Raw genomic sequence first — 15,458 nt, forward strand, 5'->3', positions numbered from 1 at the left:
TGCCGGCCTCATCGTGCGGCGGTGGGTTCCGGCATCCCCGTCACAGCCTGTACCGCCCGCCACGCCATGGCCACCCGGTGCCCCTCCTCCCCTTCGTTCCGCTGTTCCAGGAGTTCCTGCGCGAGCTCGCCGGCGAGCACCGGCGCGGCGAACGAGGTGCCGCTCCACTGCGCGAAACCCCCGGTGTAGTCGTCGGGGTCGGTGGACTCGCGCAGCGGGTCCACGCCGAGGAACTGCGGCTGCAGGGGTCCGTCGGCCGTGACCGGCATGGTGCTCACGACCTCCCGGCCGTGCCGCACACAGGTGACCCAGGGGCCGTCGTTGCTGAAGTCCGCGAGCGTCCCGTTCGGGTTGGAGGCGCCGACCGAGAGGATGGGCGGGTAGTCCGGGTGCAGGTCTCGCAGGTCGAACGGCTCGACACGGTCCTCGATCCGCCGGACGTGCGGCGCCCAGGCCGCGGGGAAGATCTCGCGGTCGTCCCCGTCGTTGCCGGCCGACACGACGACGAGGACGCCCGCGCGGCGCAGGTCCCGCAGCACGCCCCGGAGGACTCCCTCGTAGTCGTCGTCCTCCGCGACCTCGGGACGGAAGCCCATGGCGAGCACGAGGATGTCCACGGGCGCGCAGCCGTCGGTCCCGGCGACGCCGCGCAGGTGGTACTCCAGCAGGCGTTCCAGCGTCCGCGTCAGGTCCCACTCGCGGACCAGCCCGTCGGTCGACATCGCCCGGACGGGCAGGATCGCCGCGTCCGGGCACATCTGGTGCACGACACCGGCGATGAACGTCCCGTGACCGGCGAACGGGGTGAGGCCGTCAGGCGTGGTGTCGGGTTCGTCTTCCGTGTACGTGCCGATGGGGTGGCCGTCGACCGCCGCGTCGCGGATCACCAGCCGATCGCCGTCGAGCCAGGGGTGCTCCCCGATCCCTGTGTCGACGACGGCCACGACGGGACGGTGCATCCCGTGCTCGGTGAGCCACGGTGCGGGGCCGTCGCCGAACAGGCGGCGCGGCGCCGGACCGATCCGGTGCGCGGGCTCGCGGTCCCCCGGGACCGGCAGCCCTCCCCCGTTCCGGTGCCCGACGAGCACGTGATCGAGCCCGATGCGCTTCCGCTCACCGGTGTCGACCGCCGACGCGACGTCGTCCAGCAGGTCCCACACGTCGCCGTCGTCCCCGGCGAGGTGCACCGCGAGCCCGGGCCGCGGCGCCGCGGCGCGCGAGCCGGCCCGTTCCAGGTGCTCCTCCGCGAACTCGAGATTCCGCTCGGCGGCGCGTTCCCGCAGCAGGTCGAGCAGCGGGTCCGGGTCGTCGCCCGGGGTGGTCCGCAGGATCAGGCGGTCCGCCACGTAGCGCGTGGGGGCCAGCGAGACCTCCCGGCGGGATCGTGCCGACTCCGGATCCAGGTCCCGCACGGGACGCCATCCACCGGTGTGGTCGCGTACCTGCGGGGTCTCGGGCAAAGAACTCACGGGGGTCACCTCTCGTTCGTCGGATGCTTGCGCCTCACCGAAGCGGTCTCCCCCCGGGACCACTCTGCGCCCGGCCGCCCCTCAGGCCACGAATCTGTCTGCCGGCGCGTCACTACAGTTCGATCACGGGTGTGCTCACCGCACCGCCGTCGGCCTCGGGACGGCGGACGATCAGGCTCGCCGCACCGGGTTGCACCGCCGGGAACGAGAACCGCCCGTCCTCGTCGGCCTCCGTGACCTCCGGAGCCGTGCCGGGCCGATGCAGCTCGACCGTGTACGACGGCGTCGACACGGCGATCCACCCGTCCACGCGAATCCGGCCGGCGCGCTCGGCCGAGAGCTGGATCATCAGCGTGAGGTCGCCGTGCGTGAAGGAGATGGTCCGCGCCTCGGTCGGCGCCCCCTCGGCCGGGGCGGTCGCGGAGCGCACACCAGCCGCCGTGTCCGACAGCTGCACGACCTCCATCACCTCGGCCTCGAGGCCCGCGAGCGTGGCGGCGAACAACGATCGCTCGACGAGGTCGTCGGGCATCGGATCGAGCAGGCTCGCGACCTCGGCAAGATGCGCGAGGACTGCCCGGTCGGCATCGTCCATCGGCTCCGCGGGCGAGAGGGTGAGCTCGTCGTCCCGGATCTCCGGGAGATCCTGTCCGTTCAGGCCCACGTGCCGCCTCCCATCCGGTCCAGTTCCGTGCGCAGTTTGGCGAGGCACCGGCCACGCGTCGCCCCGATGCTCCCGACCGGCATACCGACGGCGGCGGAGATCATCCGGTAGTCCGGGCGGTCCGCGAGCGAGACCAGGTGCAGCAGCTCACGGCAGCGTTCGGACAACTCACCGAACGCCTTCCACAGGATCTGGTCGCGCTCCTTGGTCAGGACCTCGGCGTCGGGCTGCGGCGTCGGGTCGGGGAGCGCCGAGTGACGGGTGTCGTCGTCGGGCAGGTCCGTCCGCCGCGCGGCGTCGGCGCGTTCGTTGCTGACCTCTTCCCACGCCGCCCGCCGTGCGGTGGTGAGCAGCCACTTCAGCACCGCGCGCGGCTCCTCGATGCGGTCCGCGTACCTGACGAGCTGCACCCAGGTGTTCTGGACGATGTCGGCAGCCGTGTCCCGGTCCACCCCCTGAGCACGCACCGTCGCCCACAGCAGCGGGTTCGCCTCCCGGACGACGGCGTCGAGGCGGTCCGTGCTGCCCTCCCGATAGGCGAGCAGCGCATGCGCGGCGCGCTCCCCGAGCGTGCACTCGGGAGCGTCGTGGGACTCTCGTGCGGACGGAGCGTCGCAGCGTCTTGTCATCGCCTCGATGCGGGGTCTCGACGTCCGCGGGCGCAGACGTGTCGGTTCTGGACCCTGCAAATATACGGGGGCACTCGGACACGCACGACGTGCCCGAGCCCTCCTCACCGGAACGCGCACCCGGCACCCACCCCTCTGGGACGAAGCGATGATGTGAAGGCCACGCCCGGTGGACAGCGCCCACCCGGCGTCACCTCCTGCTCTCACCAGTACAGAGGGCGTGCCGCGCACTTTGATACATGCGCTGACGACGTCGGCCCGCGCCCCGGTGCGGGGGCGCGGGCCGACGTCGTCAGCGAGTGTTTCGGCTCAGGCGGCCGGGGTCTCCACCAGGAGGTTCGTCGTGCGCGACTGGTCGAGCGGGATGCCCGGGCCCATCGTCGTCGTCATCGTGGCCTTCGAGATGTAGCGGCCCTTCGAGGAGGACGGCTTGAGACGCAGCACCTCGTCGAGCGCCGCACCGTAGTTCTCCACCAGCTGCTCGTCCGGGAAGGACACCTTGCCGATGATGAAGTGCAGGTTGGCGTGCTTGTCGACGCGGAACTCGATCTTGCCGCCCTTGATCTCGGTGACGGCCTTGGTCACGTCCATCGTCACGGTGCCGGTCTTCGGGTTCGGCATCAGGCCGCGGGGACCCAGCACCTTACCGAGGCGGCCGACCTTGCCCATGAGGTCCGGCGTGGCCACGGCGGCGTCGAAGTCGGTGTAACCGCCGGCGACCTTCTCGATCAGCTCGTCGCCGCCGACCTCGTCCGCACCTGCCGCACGGGCCTCCTCGGCCTTCGCGGCGTTGGCGAACACGATGACCTTGGCGGTCTTACCCGTGCCGTGGGGGAGGTTCACCGTGCCGCGAACCATCTGGTCCGCCTGACGCGGGTCGACGCCGAGACGGAACACGACCTCGACGGTCGAGTCGTACTTGGTGGTCGCGGTCTCCTTGGCGAGACGGACCGCCTCGAGCGGCGCGTACAGGTTGTCGCGGTCGATCTTCGCGAACGCGGAGCGGTAGTTCTTACCCTGCTTGGCCATTTCTGTGCCCTTCCTTCGTGGTCGTAGCGGGCCGGGCGGCCCTGCCACAGTGGTGCCCGACGGCGGTCGCCGGGCACCCGGTTCGGATCAGCCGCCTGCCGGCGTCGCGGAACACGCGAGCGCCGGCGGCGGCAGCGTCGTCACTGGCTGACGGTGATCCCCATCGAGCGGGCGGTGCCCGCGATGATCTTGGCGGCAGCCTCGACGTCGTTCGCGTTGAGGTCCGGCATCTTGGTCTGCGCGATCTCCTTGACCTGGTCCATCGTCAGGTTCGCGACCTTGGTCGTGTGCGGGGTGCCCGAGCCCTTCTGGACACCCGCTGCCTTCTTGATGAGCTCCGCGGCCGGCGGCGTCTTCGTGATGAAGGTGAAGGAGCGGTCCTCGTAGACCGTGATCTCCACCGGGATCACGTTGCCGCGCTGCGACTCGGTCGCCGCGTTGTAGGCCTTGCAGAACTCCATGATGTTCACGCCGTGCTGACCCAGCGCGGGGCCGATCGGCGGAGCGGGGTTCGCCGCGCCGGCCTGGATCTGGAGCTTGATAAGGCCGGCGACCTTCTTCTTGGGGGGCATTCTCTGCGCTTTCTGTCAGTGGGCCGACGCCGTGGGCGATGACCCGGTTGCAATGAGGTACGGGGTGGATCAGATCTTGGCGACCTGGTCGAACCCCAGCTCGACCGGGGTCTCCCGGCCGAAGATCGAAACGAGCACGTGGAGCTTCTGCGACTCCACGTTGATCTCGGAGATGGTGGCGGGCAACGTGTCGAACGGCCCGTCCGTGACGGTGACCGACTCGCCGACCTCGAAGTCCACGTGCACGGCCGACTTGGACGAACCGCCCGAGGCGGCCTCGGCGGCGGGCTTCCCGGCGGCGGGCTGGGCCTCGACCGTCGGGGCGAGCATCGAGTAGATCTCGTCGAACGTGAGGGGCACGGGCTGGTGGGTGTGGCCCACGAAGCCCGTCACGCCCGGCGTGTGGCGCACCGCGCCCCACGACTCGTCGGTGAGGTCCATGCGCACGAGCACGTACCCGGGGATACGGACCCGGCGCACGATCTTCTTCTGCGCGTTCTTGATCTCGGCCACCTCTTCCATGGGGACCTCGATCTGGAAGATGTAGTCCTCCATGTTCAGGCTCTGGATGCGGTTCTCCAGGTTGGCCTTCACACGGTTCTCGTAGCCCGCGTAGGAGTGGATGACGTACCAGTCGCCCGGCTGCGAACGCAGCATGCTCTTGAACTCGGCGACCTCGTCGACGGCCTCCTCGGCGTCCTCTGCCGCGCCCTCGGAGGCGGTCGCGTCGTCGTCGGCAGCGTCCGCAGGCGCGTCGGCGTTCTCGGCGTCCACGGTCACGTCATCGGCCGCCTCGGCACTCCCGGCATCGGGCAGCTCGACGTTCTCCGTCTGGTCCAGAGAATCCTGGGACACGTACGAACCTGCTTTCTTCTCCTGGCCGGGAGGTACCCGGCACAACCTTGCGAACCCGGTGGCTCGGATGGGGCCTTCGGAACACGACACCACACCCGGCTCCCATTGTCGCGCAGTGTGCGCGGTGCGGAGCGACCGATCGGGCCCGGCGACCTGTGCCGTGCGACACGGCACCGAGACTGACCGGTGAAGCGCGGAGGTTCAGCGAACTCGCGTCACTGCCCGAAGACCAGGAAGGTGAGCTTGCCGATCCCGAAGTCGAGTGCCGTCACGAACAGCATGACCACGACCAGGAACACCAGGACGACCCAGGTGTAGTTGAGCAGTTCCGAGCGCGTGGGCGTGACGACCTTCTTGAGCTCGCCGATCACCTGGCGCACGAAGAGTGCGATCCGCGCGAAGATGTTGCGGCGGCCCTCACCAGGACGCTCCGCAGTGCTCTTCATCACCTCGGTGTCGCTCACTGCTAACCCCACTCCTGTGGCATCTGCCCCGCCCCGGGGGCGGGACGGTCCGGCCCGGCGCCACTCACGTGGCCCCGCTCTGCGTGACCCCGGCGGGACCAACGCTGGCAGGGTAGACAGGACTCGAACCTGCAACCTGCGGTTTTGGAGACCGCTGCGCTACCAATTGCGCCACTACCCTTCGGAACCGCCCCGTCGACCACCCGGACACCACGCCCACAGGGGCGCGGTCCAGCAGGTGACGAGCCAATCACCGGTGCATAACTGTACGGCACGGGAGCCGGTGGGTCGAACCCGGATCCGCACGGAGGCGGGCAGGCGCCCGGATTCGCGTCCCGGGCCGGTTTCCCGGTCGCCCGGTTCATCAGGCACCGGCCTCCCCGTCGCCGCCGTCGGACCCGCCACCTGCGCCACCGCCGGTTCCGTCGTCGCCCGTGCCGCCGTCACCCGTGTCACCGTCCGGCGGCGGGCTCGCCGTGCCGTCGTCCGCCGGTTCGGACACGTCGTCCGCCGGCTCCTCGGTGGGTTCGTCGGTGGACTCGTCGGTCGGTTCGTCCGAGGGCTCTCCGGTGGGCTCCCCGGTCGGCGCGGACGGGGACGACGACGGGGACGACGACGGGGTCGAGGAGGGCGACGGTTCCGTCGGCGCGGGGTCCGTCTCCGGGACGTAGGGCACCGCCGGGTCCGTGGACGACACCGTCGGCGACGGCGACGGCTTCGACCTCTTCGACGACTCCCGGGTGACATCTTCGGCCTGCGTCCGCGCCCAGTCGCTGTTCAGGAGGCTGGTCAGGGCGAGCCCGCCGGCGCCGAACACGAGGACGGAGGCCACCACGAGAGCGACGACACGCCCGCGCCGGGCCGGCTGCCCCTCCTCGGGGGTGACGACCGGCGACGGGCCGACCGGCGGGCGCGTCCCGCCCGCGTCCGGCACGGCGGGTGGCAGCACCTCGGTCGACGCCGCGTCACTCGCCGGCACGTAGGCGCCGACGACGGTGGTGCGCGCCTCGCCGCCGTCGGCGTCGGACAGCTGGCCGACCCTGAGCGTGCCTCCGCCGACCTGGTCGAGCTTCTCCGTCTGGTCGCTGCCGACCTGGGCGAGGTCGATGGTCGGATTGCCCGGGGGCGGAGCGACGACCGGGCGGACGCCGGGACCGTCGAGCCCTTTGAGCAGCGTCCGGACCGCGGCCGCCATCGCGGTGGCGTCCGCGTAGCGGCGAACGGGGTTCTTCGCCATGGCCCGGGCGACGATCCGGTCCACCGACGCCGGCACCATGGGCCTGCGTGCGGACACGGCCGGAACCGGCGCCTCGACGTGCGCCCGGAGCACGTCCTGGGCGGCGGCCCGCTCGAACGGGGCGTGCCCCGTGATCGCGTAGTAGGTGAGGGCGCCGACCGAGTACAGGTCGCTGCGCGCGTCGAGGGGCTGCCCCTTGGCCTGCTCCGGCGACATGCCGATGATCGACCCGGAGACCGTCTCACCGTCCCCGGGACCTCCGCCCGGCGCCGTGAGCCCCAGGTCGAGCAGCCCGACGCCGTAGGTGCCGTCCTCGTGACGGTCCACCATGACGTTGCGCGGCGCGATGTCGCGGTGGACGAGCCCGGCGGCATGCACCGCGGCGAGGCCGTCCAGCACGTCGGCGACGATCTGCAGGGCGGCCTGCCAGGGCAGCCCACCGCTCGCGGCCGTGTCGGAGAGCAGGGCACCGGGGAACCGGCCCATGACGGTCCAGGGCACGACGGCGCCCGCGACGTCGTCCTCCCCCGTGGCCAGCACCCTGACGACACCCGGATGGTCGACTCGCGCCGACGCGGTGACCTCACGCTGCAGAGCGGCGCGCGAGAACTCGTCGTCGACCAGGTGCGGGTGCAGCACCTTGACCACCAGGGGCCACGCGTCGTCGGCCCCGGCCTCGGCCTCGTCGATCGAACGGGCCTCGTAGACCGTGAACGTGGCGCCCGTACCCAGCACATCGCCGAGCTCGTACCGCCCACCGAGCACGACCCGGCCGCCGTGCCGCTCCGTCTCGGTCGGCCTCCCTGCGAGATCGGGCTGGGTGCGGTCGTCGTCGACGTCGCCGTCCGGGTCTCTGTCGTGGTCCGCGCCTGCGTCCGCGCCGGCTCCTGCGTCCGCGCCTGCGCCTGCGCCTGCGCCTGCCTCGAGGTCTACCGCTACGTCACCGTCCACCGCTACGTCGGCGCGTGAGTCTGTGTCGGCGTCTGTGTCGGCGTCGGTGTCTGTGCCTGCGTCGGTGTCGGCGTCGGCGCCTGCGTCGCCGCGTGCGTCGACGTCGATGTCGGTGCCCGCTGCGTCGGTCCCTGCGCCTGTGCCGCCGTCTACGTCATCGCCTGCGCCTGCGCCGGAGGCAGTTCCGGCATCGCCGGTGGTGCCGGCGTCCGTATCGGAGTCGTCGGCCTCGCCGTCCGCGGTCTCAGGGTCGGGTCTGGCGGCGTCCGCGCTGCCGTCACCCGCGACGGCGCCGTCCGCACTGCGGTCGTCGGCACTGCGGTCGTCGGCACTGCCGTCGTCGGCACTGCGGTCGTCCGCGCTGCGGTCGTCGGCTTCGGGGTCTTCGCCAGAGGCGTCGCCGGCGGCCGCGGCGGTCGGAGAGATCGCGGCGTCCGGCGCGTCCTGGGTGTCGTGCTCGCGCTCCGGCTCGGCGGCCTCGAGGTCGTGGTCGTCGGGCACGCCCTCACCAGGCGTTTTCGATGTACTGGTCATTTCTCCCGGGAGCTCCGGCGGGCGACGCCAGGCCACTGCTTTCGAATGTAAGAGTCGTGGAAACAATCACGGACGGCGCATGCCGCGCACGGCCCGCTTTGCCAGACTACGCAGATGCGAGACCTGGCGCTCCTTCCGAAGGCCCACCTACACCTCCATTTCACGGGATCCATGCGAGTCGGGACGCTCGTCGACCTGGCGGCGAAGTATCGGGTCAGTCTCCCGGCGGCGTTGACCGACGGCGATCCGCTGCAGCTCCCGGCGACCGAGCGCGGCTGGTTCCGCTTCCAGCGCCTGTACGACGCCGCACGCAAGTGCGTCCGTTCCGAGGACGACATGCGCCGCATCGTCGACGAGGCCGCGGCCGACGACGCCGCCGAGGGCTCACGACGGTTGGAGATCCAGGTGGATCCGACGTCGTACGCGCCGTTCACCGGCGGGATCACGCCGGCCGTGGAACTCGTCATCGACGCCGCGCGCCGCGCGAGCGCCGATCACGGCATCGAGGTCGGGGTGATCGTCGCCGCCTCGCGCATGAAGCACCCGCTCGACGCCCGTACGCTCGCCCGGCTCGCCGCGCGCTACGCGGGCGACGGCGTCGGCGACGTCGTCGGCTTCGGGTTGTCGAACGACGAGCGCCGCGGGGACACGAGCGGGTTCGCCCGCGCCTTCGAGATCGCCCGCCGCGCCGGCCTCGCGGCCGTGCCGCACGGCGGCGAGCTGCTCGGCCCCGACCACATCGCCGTGGTGCTGCGCGATCTGGAGCCCGACCGCCTCGGACACGGCGTGCGTGCCGCCGAGAGCGACCGGCTGCTGGAGAAGATCGTCGACCGCGGGGTCGCCCTGGAGGTGTGCCCCGCCTCGAACGTGAGTCTCGGCGTCTATCACGACGCCGAGGAGGTCCCTCTGCGCCGGCTGGTCGACGCCGGAGCACGGATCGCGCTCGGCGCCGACGATCCGCTGCTCTTCGGCTCACGGCTGCTGGCGCAGTACGAGACGGCCCGGAACGTGCACGGATTCTCGGACGCGGAACTCGCGGGGCTGGCGGGCTCGTCGATCCGGGCGAGCCGCGCGTCGGAGTCCACGAAGGAACGCCTGCTCGACGACGTGGAGGCCTGGCTGGCGGCCCCCGATCCGGGAGTCGACGCAGGTCAGGGTAGATTTGGCCGCAATCAGGACGAGCCGGTCACGGTTGTGTGACGATCTCATGGGGCAACGAATGTCGGCGCTGGCGCGTCAGCTCTCGGTGACGCACACTCGCGGGGAGTGCTGCGGCACTTCTCAAGAGGTCGCGCCGGCGCGGCCTCCTAGGCGGCAGGCGCCCCGATCGGGTGGCCTCATGAGGGGAACGACATGTCCAGGACACACGGCGGGCCTTCCGCACGACGCGCGGGGGCACTGCTCTCGGCCCTTCTGCTGAGCGGCACGGTACTGGCCGGATGCTCCACCGAGAGCGACCCGGAGGCCGGGGCCACCACGCCGTCGGGCACGAGTTCGACAGCCGCCTCGCCGTCGCCGAGCACGACCGACGGCGGAGCCGGGGAACCGAGCCCCGAGCCCTCCGAGGAACCGAGCGGGACCGGGAAGTCCGGCGACCCGGACCAGGAGCCGTCCGGCGAGGCCTCCGACGAGCCGTCCGACGACGCGAGCGGGGACGCGAGCGAAGACGACGACCGCGACACCGGCGACGACGACGCCAAGGACGACGACGCCACGGATGACGACGCCGCGGAAGCCGGGGAGGACGAGGAGCTCCCCGCGTACGTCGCGTTCGGCGAGAACAGCGACCGCGTCGCGGACGTCCAGCAGCGGCTGCGGGACCTCGGCTACCACATCACGGCGGTCGACGGCGCCTACGGCGGCGAGACGCAGCAGGCCTTGTGGGCACTGCAGAAGGCGGGCGGCCTGTACCGGGACGGCGTCGTCGGGCCGCAGACGCAGAGCGCGCTCGACCGCGGGGTCGTGCCGGGGCCGCAGAGCTCGTCCGGCAAGGTGCTCGAGATCGACATCGCCAGGCAGCTCGTCCTGGCCGTCGAGGACGGCCGGGTGGTCAGGACGATCAACGCGGCGTCGGGCAACGGGGAGCGGTTCGAGGCCAAGGGCAGGACCTACACGGCATCGACGCCGCGCGGCGACTTCCGGGTGTACAACCAGATCGACGGCATGCATTCCTCGACGCTCGAGCTGGGCGACATGTGGCGGCCCAAGTACTTCAACGGCGCGATCGCGGTGCACGGGTCGGGCTCCGTGCCCCCGTTCCCGGCGTCCCACGGCTGTGTGCGCGTGTCGAACGCCGCGATGAACTGGATCTGGGACACCTGGGACGCGCCGCCCGGGACGCGCGTGCTCGTGTACTGACCCGCCGCCGACCCGCGCGGGCGGGCCGGTCCCAGCACGTCACGTGTCCGTGTGGCACTCGCCGCGACCCGCGAGCGCCAGCCCTTCCCGGTCTCCGTCGCCCAGGTCCCGCACGTCGAGCGACCCCTCGGGGTACATGACCTGGGTCGGGTCGTCCACGTGTTCCAGCCCGAGCGCGTGCCCGAGCTCGTGCACGGCCACCGTCTCGATGTAGTCCCGCCCTCCGGGCGTGTACAGCCATCGGTCCAGGACGTCCTCGTTCAGGGTCACCGCGCCCGTGACCAGCCGGGGCGCACCGTCGACGGTCACCATCGTCGCGCCACCGAGCCCGGCCACGTCGCGGTCGAGCGCCGGCACCTCGTCGGCCCCGGCCCACGTGATCAGCAGCGGGGCCCAGCGGTCGCCGTATCTTTCCGGCTGGATCGGTTTCCGCCGCTCGACAGGCCCTTCCTGCGTGGCGCCGTCCTCCTCGAACCGCAGGCCGCTCGCCTGTTCCACCCGCTCGACGGCGTCGCGGATCTCGGCCAGCACGGCGGCCGGCATACCGTCGGTGCGCACCACGTAGTGCAGCGGGCGGCAGGGGTCGTGGCGCACCGGGGTGCCGTCGTCGGCCAGGTGCTCAAAGGCGTGGGCTCCGCCCGGGCCCGGGTCGACGGCCGGGAGGACGCGCTCGGGACGCGCGTCCTCGGGAACGGACGGGATCGGGACGCCGTCGATCCGCGGGCGGAGCCCGGCGTCCCCGGAGCCGTCGGGGCGCCAGACGAACGGCTCCATCGAGGCCTGCTGTTCGAGACCGAGGACCTGCCGCAACTGGGGCAGGCCGACAGTGATCAGCAGCGCGGCCACGACGGCGAAGACGGTGAGCGTGAACAGCGTGCGGGCGACTCGTCGCATGATCACCTCCCGGAGTCAGCATGGACTATCAGAGGGACACGCACGAGACGTCCCAATGGTTCCCACGAAATTGACGGACTTCACCCGCGGCATGTCGAAGATGTGCACAATCTTCCATCCCCGTGTAGATAGGCTTGCATGGTGACCGCAGACCAGGACGTGCTCCCCCACAGTGCCGTCGTCCCGAGTCTCGCCGACCTCACCACGCTGAGGGTCGGCGGGCCTGTTTCCTCCTACGTGGAAGCGGCGACCGAGCAGGAGTTCCTCGACGCCGTGCGCGCGGCGGACGAGACCGGGACCCCGCTGCTCGTCGTCGGCGGCGGTTCGAACCTGCTCGTCGCCGACGAGGGATTCGACGGGGTGGTGGTCCGTGACGCCCGCCGGGGCCTGGAGGTCGCGTCCGCGGACGCGTGCGGCGGTGCCGTCGTCTCCGCGCCCGCGGGGCAGAACTGGGACGAGCTCGTCCGGGAAGCGGTCGACGCCGGCTGGTGCGGGGTGGAGGCGCTGTCCGGTATCCCGGGGACCGTCGGCGCGGCGCCGGTGCAGAACATCGGCGCCTACGGCCAGGAGGTCTCCTCGACGCTGGCCAGCATCCGTGTGTGGGACCGGGCGCAGGGGCGGGTGCGCACGATCACGAACAGCGAGCTCGGCTTCGGGTACCGCACGTCCGTCCTCAAGCGCTCCATGCACGCCTCCGGCCGCCAGGAGGGCGAGGGCGATCCGCTGGCACCGTGGTACCCGACGCCGCGTTACGTGGTCCTCGACGTCACGTTCCAGATGCGGCTCGGCACGCTGTCCGCCCCGATCGCCTACGCGCAGCTCGCGGCCCGGCTCGGCGCCGAGCAGGGGGACCGGGTGCCGTCCCAGGACGTGCGTGAGGCGGTGCTGGAACTGCGCAGCAGCAAGGGCATGGTGCTCGATCGCCCCGACGCGCCCGACCACGACCGGTGGAGCGCCGGCTCGTTCTTCACGAACCCGATCGTGCCGGTCGAACTCGCGGAGCGGCTGCCCGCGCCGGCGCCGCGCTTCCCGGTGCGCCGGGTCGTCGAGCCGGGACAGGAGGCCACCGTCGACCCGACCTGCGTGAAGACGAGCGCCGCCTGGCTCATCCAGCACGCCGGCTTCGCGCCGGGATTCGGACTGATCGGCGAGCACAGCCCCGCGCGGCTGTCCACGAAACACACCCTGGCGCTCACCAACCGGGGCAGCGCGCGTTCCGAGGACCTGATCGCGCTGGCCCGGGCGGTCCGCGACGGCGTCCGGGAACGCTTCGGCATCACGCTGGTCCCGGAACCGGTCCTGGTGGGCGTGGCGCTCTGACGGGACGAGGCGGGGCGGACCCGGCGGTCGCCCTCCCTCAGACGTCCGGTACCGGCCCCGTCGTCGTGCCCTCCTGGAAGGTGGTCGTCAGGAGCACGTCCTCCGGGGTGTCCCCGGCCAGCACCGCGGCCACGGCGGCGCCCAGCGACCGGCCCTTCTCCACGAGCGGCTGGCTGACGGACGTCAGCACGTCCGGCGACAGCCACGGCAGGTCCAGTCCGTCGAAGCCGGCCACCGACACGTCCTCCGGGACGCGCAGCCCCAGCTCGCGTGCGGCGATCACCGCACCGGCGGCCAGCAGGTCGGAGTGCGCCACGATCGCCGTCGGACGTTCGCTGGCCGGTGCCCACTCCCCGAGGATCTCGGTGGCCGCGTCGCGGCCGTGCTCCACGAGCGAGGCCGGCGTCTCCCAGGACATCACCGGCTCGATCACGTCGCGCACCCCCGCCAGACGGTTGCGGGTCGGCGTCCGGTCCGCCTGCTCGAGTCGCTCGGCGTCGACCGGGCCGGACCGCTCGCCGCGACCGAACGGCATGGCGATCTCCGCGATCCGGGTGTGGCCCAGGTCCACCAGGTGGCGCACGACCTCCGCGGTGCCGGAGCGGTCGTCGATCGCCACGACCGGCACGTCGTCGACCTTCGCGCCCTCGCCGATCACGATCGGCACCCCGCGCCGCTGCAGGGCGGCGATGTTCGGCTCGTCCGTGAGCGCGCCCCACACGAGCACGGCGACATCCATCGCGGCGGTCTCCACCAGCGGGTCGACGGCAGCCGTGCTCTCCGGCGCGTCACCCAGCCCGCCGACGACCGGCGTCCTGGCGCCCTGCGGCTCGCCCGGGATGAGCAGCACGCCCATGCCCTGCTCCCCGATCGACGAGACCAGACCGTGCATCACCTGCACGGCCACCGGATCGCGGAAAGACCGGCCGAGCTGGTCCCCGATGACCACGCCTACGATCCCCGAGCGGCCCTGACGTAGCTGACGGCCCAGCGGATTGGGCCCCGAGTAGTCGAGTTCCTTGGCCGCGACCAGGACGCGGTCCCGGGTCTGCGGCGTGATCGGGCCCGAGCCGGAGAACGCGAGCGACGCCGTGGACACGGACACTCCCGCACGCTCGGCGACCTTCGCCAGTGTCGGCTTGCTGCCGGACTGCCGGCTCATGAACTACTCCCTCACACCTGGTATTCGCTTCTCGGACCGTATCGTTTCGCGGGACAATATCCTGTGCTCTACCTCAACGCAGCGTCCCGCGCCGTCTTCGCCGTATTCGCCGCCAGCGGTTTCGCCTTCGCGAGCTGGGCGGCGCGGCTGCCTGCCGTCCGTGACCACCTGGACCTGTCCGAGTCCCAGATGGGTCTCCTGCTGCTGACCGCGGCCATCGGGTCGGTCGCCGCGATCCCCCTGTCCGGTCTCATCGTCCAGCGGATCGGCACCGCGCGCACGGTGCTCGTCTTCGCCGTGCTGATGACGTCAGGAATCGCGTTGGGGGCGTTCGGGGCGGTGTGGGACCAGGAGCTCGTCGTCCGCGCCGGGATGGTCCTCGGGGGTGTCGGTGCCGGCGTGTGGGACGCCGCGATGAACCTCGAGGGCGCGGCGGTCGAGAAGGCGCTCGGCCGGTCGATCATGCCGACCTACCACGCGGGGTTCTCGTTCGGCACCGTGCTCGGCGCCGGGGTCGGCGCGGGAGTCGCGTTCCTCGGGGTGCCGCTGCACTGGCACCTGGTCGGGACGGGTGTGGCGGCGCTGACGTCCGTCGTCGTCGCCGTGCGGTACTTCCTGCCCGAGTCCTCCGTGCGAACCACCGGTGGCGCACCGGGGGGAACCTCGGCGGACGGCACGGACATGAACGTGGACCCCGCGTCCAGCACGCCGGCGGCCGGAACGACCACCGGCCTGCGGGGCATGCTCGGTGCGTGGCGCGAGCCGCGCACCCTCGCCATCGGCCTCGTCGTCCTGGCCGCGGCCCTGACGGAGGGCGTCGCGAACGACTGGGTCGGGCTCGCCGTCGTGGACGGGTTCGGCGTCACGAACGGTATGGGGGCCGTGGGGCTGGCCGTGTTCCTCGTGTTCATGACGGTGATGCGGCTGGCGGGGACGCGCGCGATCGACAGGTTCGGTCGTGTGCCGATGCTGCGGGTGACCCTGTTGCTCGCGATCGTCGGCGTGACCATCTTCGCGCTGGTGCCATGGCTGTGGCTCGCGCTGGTGGGGGTGGCGCTCTGGGGCATGGGCGCGGCGCTCGGCTTCCCGATGGGGATGTCGGCGTCGTCGGACGACCCCGAGCGTGCGCCGATGCGGCTGGCCGCGGCGTCGACGATCGGCTACGGGGCGTTCTTCATCGGCCCGCCGCTGATCGGCTTCCTGGCCGACCACACCGGGTACCGGCTGGCGGTCCTCGTCCTCGCGGTCCCGACGATCCTCGGCCTGGTGGTCTCCGCGTCGATCAGGGAGCCGGCCGGCGAACCCGCGACCCGGTGAGAC

Annotated in this window: 14 protein-coding genes and 1 tRNA gene; 4 read left to right on the forward strand and 11 right to left on the reverse strand. The window is 71.9% G+C overall.

Features of this window, described 5'->3' with window-relative positions; genetic code table 11:
• Positions 1–8: 8 nt before the first annotated feature.
• The 9 genes from EDD34_RS17730 to EDD34_RS17770 all read right to left on the reverse strand — a co-directional run bounded on the left by EDD34_RS17730 (position 9) and on the right by EDD34_RS17770 (position 8,371).
• A complete protein-coding gene (locus EDD34_RS17730) occupies positions 9–1,469 on the reverse strand; it encodes a S8 family peptidase (RefSeq protein ID WP_123815747.1) in 1,461 nt (486 codons plus the stop codon).
• 112 nt (positions 1,470–1,581) lie between these two features.
• Complete coding sequence (locus EDD34_RS17735) at positions 1,582–2,133, reverse strand: peptidase associated/transthyretin-like domain-containing protein (protein WP_246012544.1); 552 nt, start codon at positions 2,131–2,133, stop codon at positions 1,582–1,584.
• Entirely contained in the window at positions 2,124–2,762 is a 639-nt protein-coding gene (locus tag EDD34_RS17740; protein WP_123815748.1) for an RNA polymerase sigma factor, read from the reverse strand. Before EDD34_RS17740 ends, EDD34_RS17735 begins: the two co-directional genes overlap by 10 nt.
• A gap of 309 nt (positions 2,763–3,071) precedes the next feature.
• Positions 3,072–3,791 (reverse strand): 50S ribosomal protein L1, encoded by a 720-nt coding sequence (gene rplA, locus EDD34_RS17745; protein WP_123815749.1) that lies wholly within the window; start codon positions 3,789–3,791, stop codon positions 3,072–3,074.
• 140 nt (positions 3,792–3,931) lie between these two features.
• Positions 3,932–4,363, reverse strand: coding sequence for a 50S ribosomal protein L11 (gene rplK / locus EDD34_RS17750; protein WP_123815750.1), 432 nt, complete (start codon positions 4,361–4,363; stop codon positions 3,932–3,934).
• A 69-nt stretch (positions 4,364–4,432) separates the two neighbouring features.
• On the reverse strand, positions 4,433–5,218 hold the full coding sequence (nusG, locus tag EDD34_RS17755) for a transcription termination/antitermination protein NusG (RefSeq protein ID WP_123815751.1): 786 nt from the start codon (positions 5,216–5,218) through the stop codon (positions 4,433–4,435).
• A 215-nt stretch (positions 5,219–5,433) separates the two neighbouring features.
• Positions 5,434–5,664, reverse strand: coding sequence for a preprotein translocase subunit SecE (gene secE, locus EDD34_RS17760; RefSeq protein ID WP_123816635.1), 231 nt, complete (start codon positions 5,662–5,664; stop codon positions 5,434–5,436).
• Between the two features lie 123 nt (positions 5,665–5,787).
• Positions 5,788–5,863, reverse strand: a tRNA-Trp gene (locus tag EDD34_RS17765).
• Positions 5,864–6,046: 183 nt separating this feature from the next.
• Positions 6,047–8,371 (reverse strand): protein kinase domain-containing protein, encoded by a 2,325-nt coding sequence (locus EDD34_RS17770; RefSeq protein ID WP_123815752.1) that lies wholly within the window; start codon positions 8,369–8,371, stop codon positions 6,047–6,049.
• A 147-nt stretch (positions 8,372–8,518) separates the two neighbouring features.
• Here EDD34_RS17770 and EDD34_RS17775 point away from each other — a divergent pair, with 147 nt between their 5' ends.
• A complete protein-coding gene (locus tag EDD34_RS17775) occupies positions 8,519–9,604 on the forward strand; it encodes an adenosine deaminase (protein WP_123815753.1) in 1,086 nt (361 codons plus the stop codon).
• Between the two features lie 153 nt (positions 9,605–9,757).
• A complete protein-coding gene (locus EDD34_RS17780; protein ID WP_123815754.1) occupies positions 9,758–10,762 on the forward strand; it encodes a L,D-transpeptidase family protein in 1,005 nt (334 codons plus the stop codon).
• Between the two features lie 39 nt (positions 10,763–10,801).
• Here EDD34_RS17780 and EDD34_RS17785 read toward each other — a convergent pair whose 3' ends face one another.
• Complete coding sequence (locus EDD34_RS17785) at positions 10,802–11,656, reverse strand: matrixin family metalloprotease (protein WP_123815755.1); 855 nt, start codon at positions 11,654–11,656, stop codon at positions 10,802–10,804.
• A 141-nt stretch (positions 11,657–11,797) separates the two neighbouring features.
• Here EDD34_RS17785 and EDD34_RS17790 point away from each other — a divergent pair, with 141 nt between their 5' ends.
• Positions 11,798–12,976 carry a UDP-N-acetylmuramate dehydrogenase gene (locus tag EDD34_RS17790; protein WP_246012545.1) on the forward strand — a complete coding sequence of 393 codons (1,179 nt, stop codon included), beginning with the start codon at positions 11,798–11,800 and terminating at the stop codon, positions 12,974–12,976.
• A 37-nt stretch (positions 12,977–13,013) separates the two neighbouring features.
• Here the strand turns inward: EDD34_RS17790 and EDD34_RS17795 are convergent, their stop codons facing one another.
• Positions 13,014–14,138, reverse strand: a complete 1,125-nt coding sequence (locus EDD34_RS17795) for a LacI family DNA-binding transcriptional regulator (protein WP_123815757.1) — start codon at positions 14,136–14,138, stop codon at positions 13,014–13,016.
• 63 nt (positions 14,139–14,201) lie between these two features.
• On the opposite strand from EDD34_RS17795, the gene EDD34_RS17800 reads away from it, so the two are divergent.
• Complete coding sequence (locus EDD34_RS17800; protein ID WP_123815758.1) at positions 14,202–15,455, forward strand: MFS transporter; 1,254 nt, start codon at positions 14,202–14,204, stop codon at positions 15,453–15,455.
• The last annotated feature ends 3 nt before the right edge of the window (positions 15,456–15,458 follow it).

Source organism: Myceligenerans xiligouense (assembly GCF_003814695.1).
Classification (GTDB): domain Bacteria; phylum Actinomycetota; class Actinomycetes; order Actinomycetales; family Cellulomonadaceae; genus Myceligenerans; species Myceligenerans xiligouense.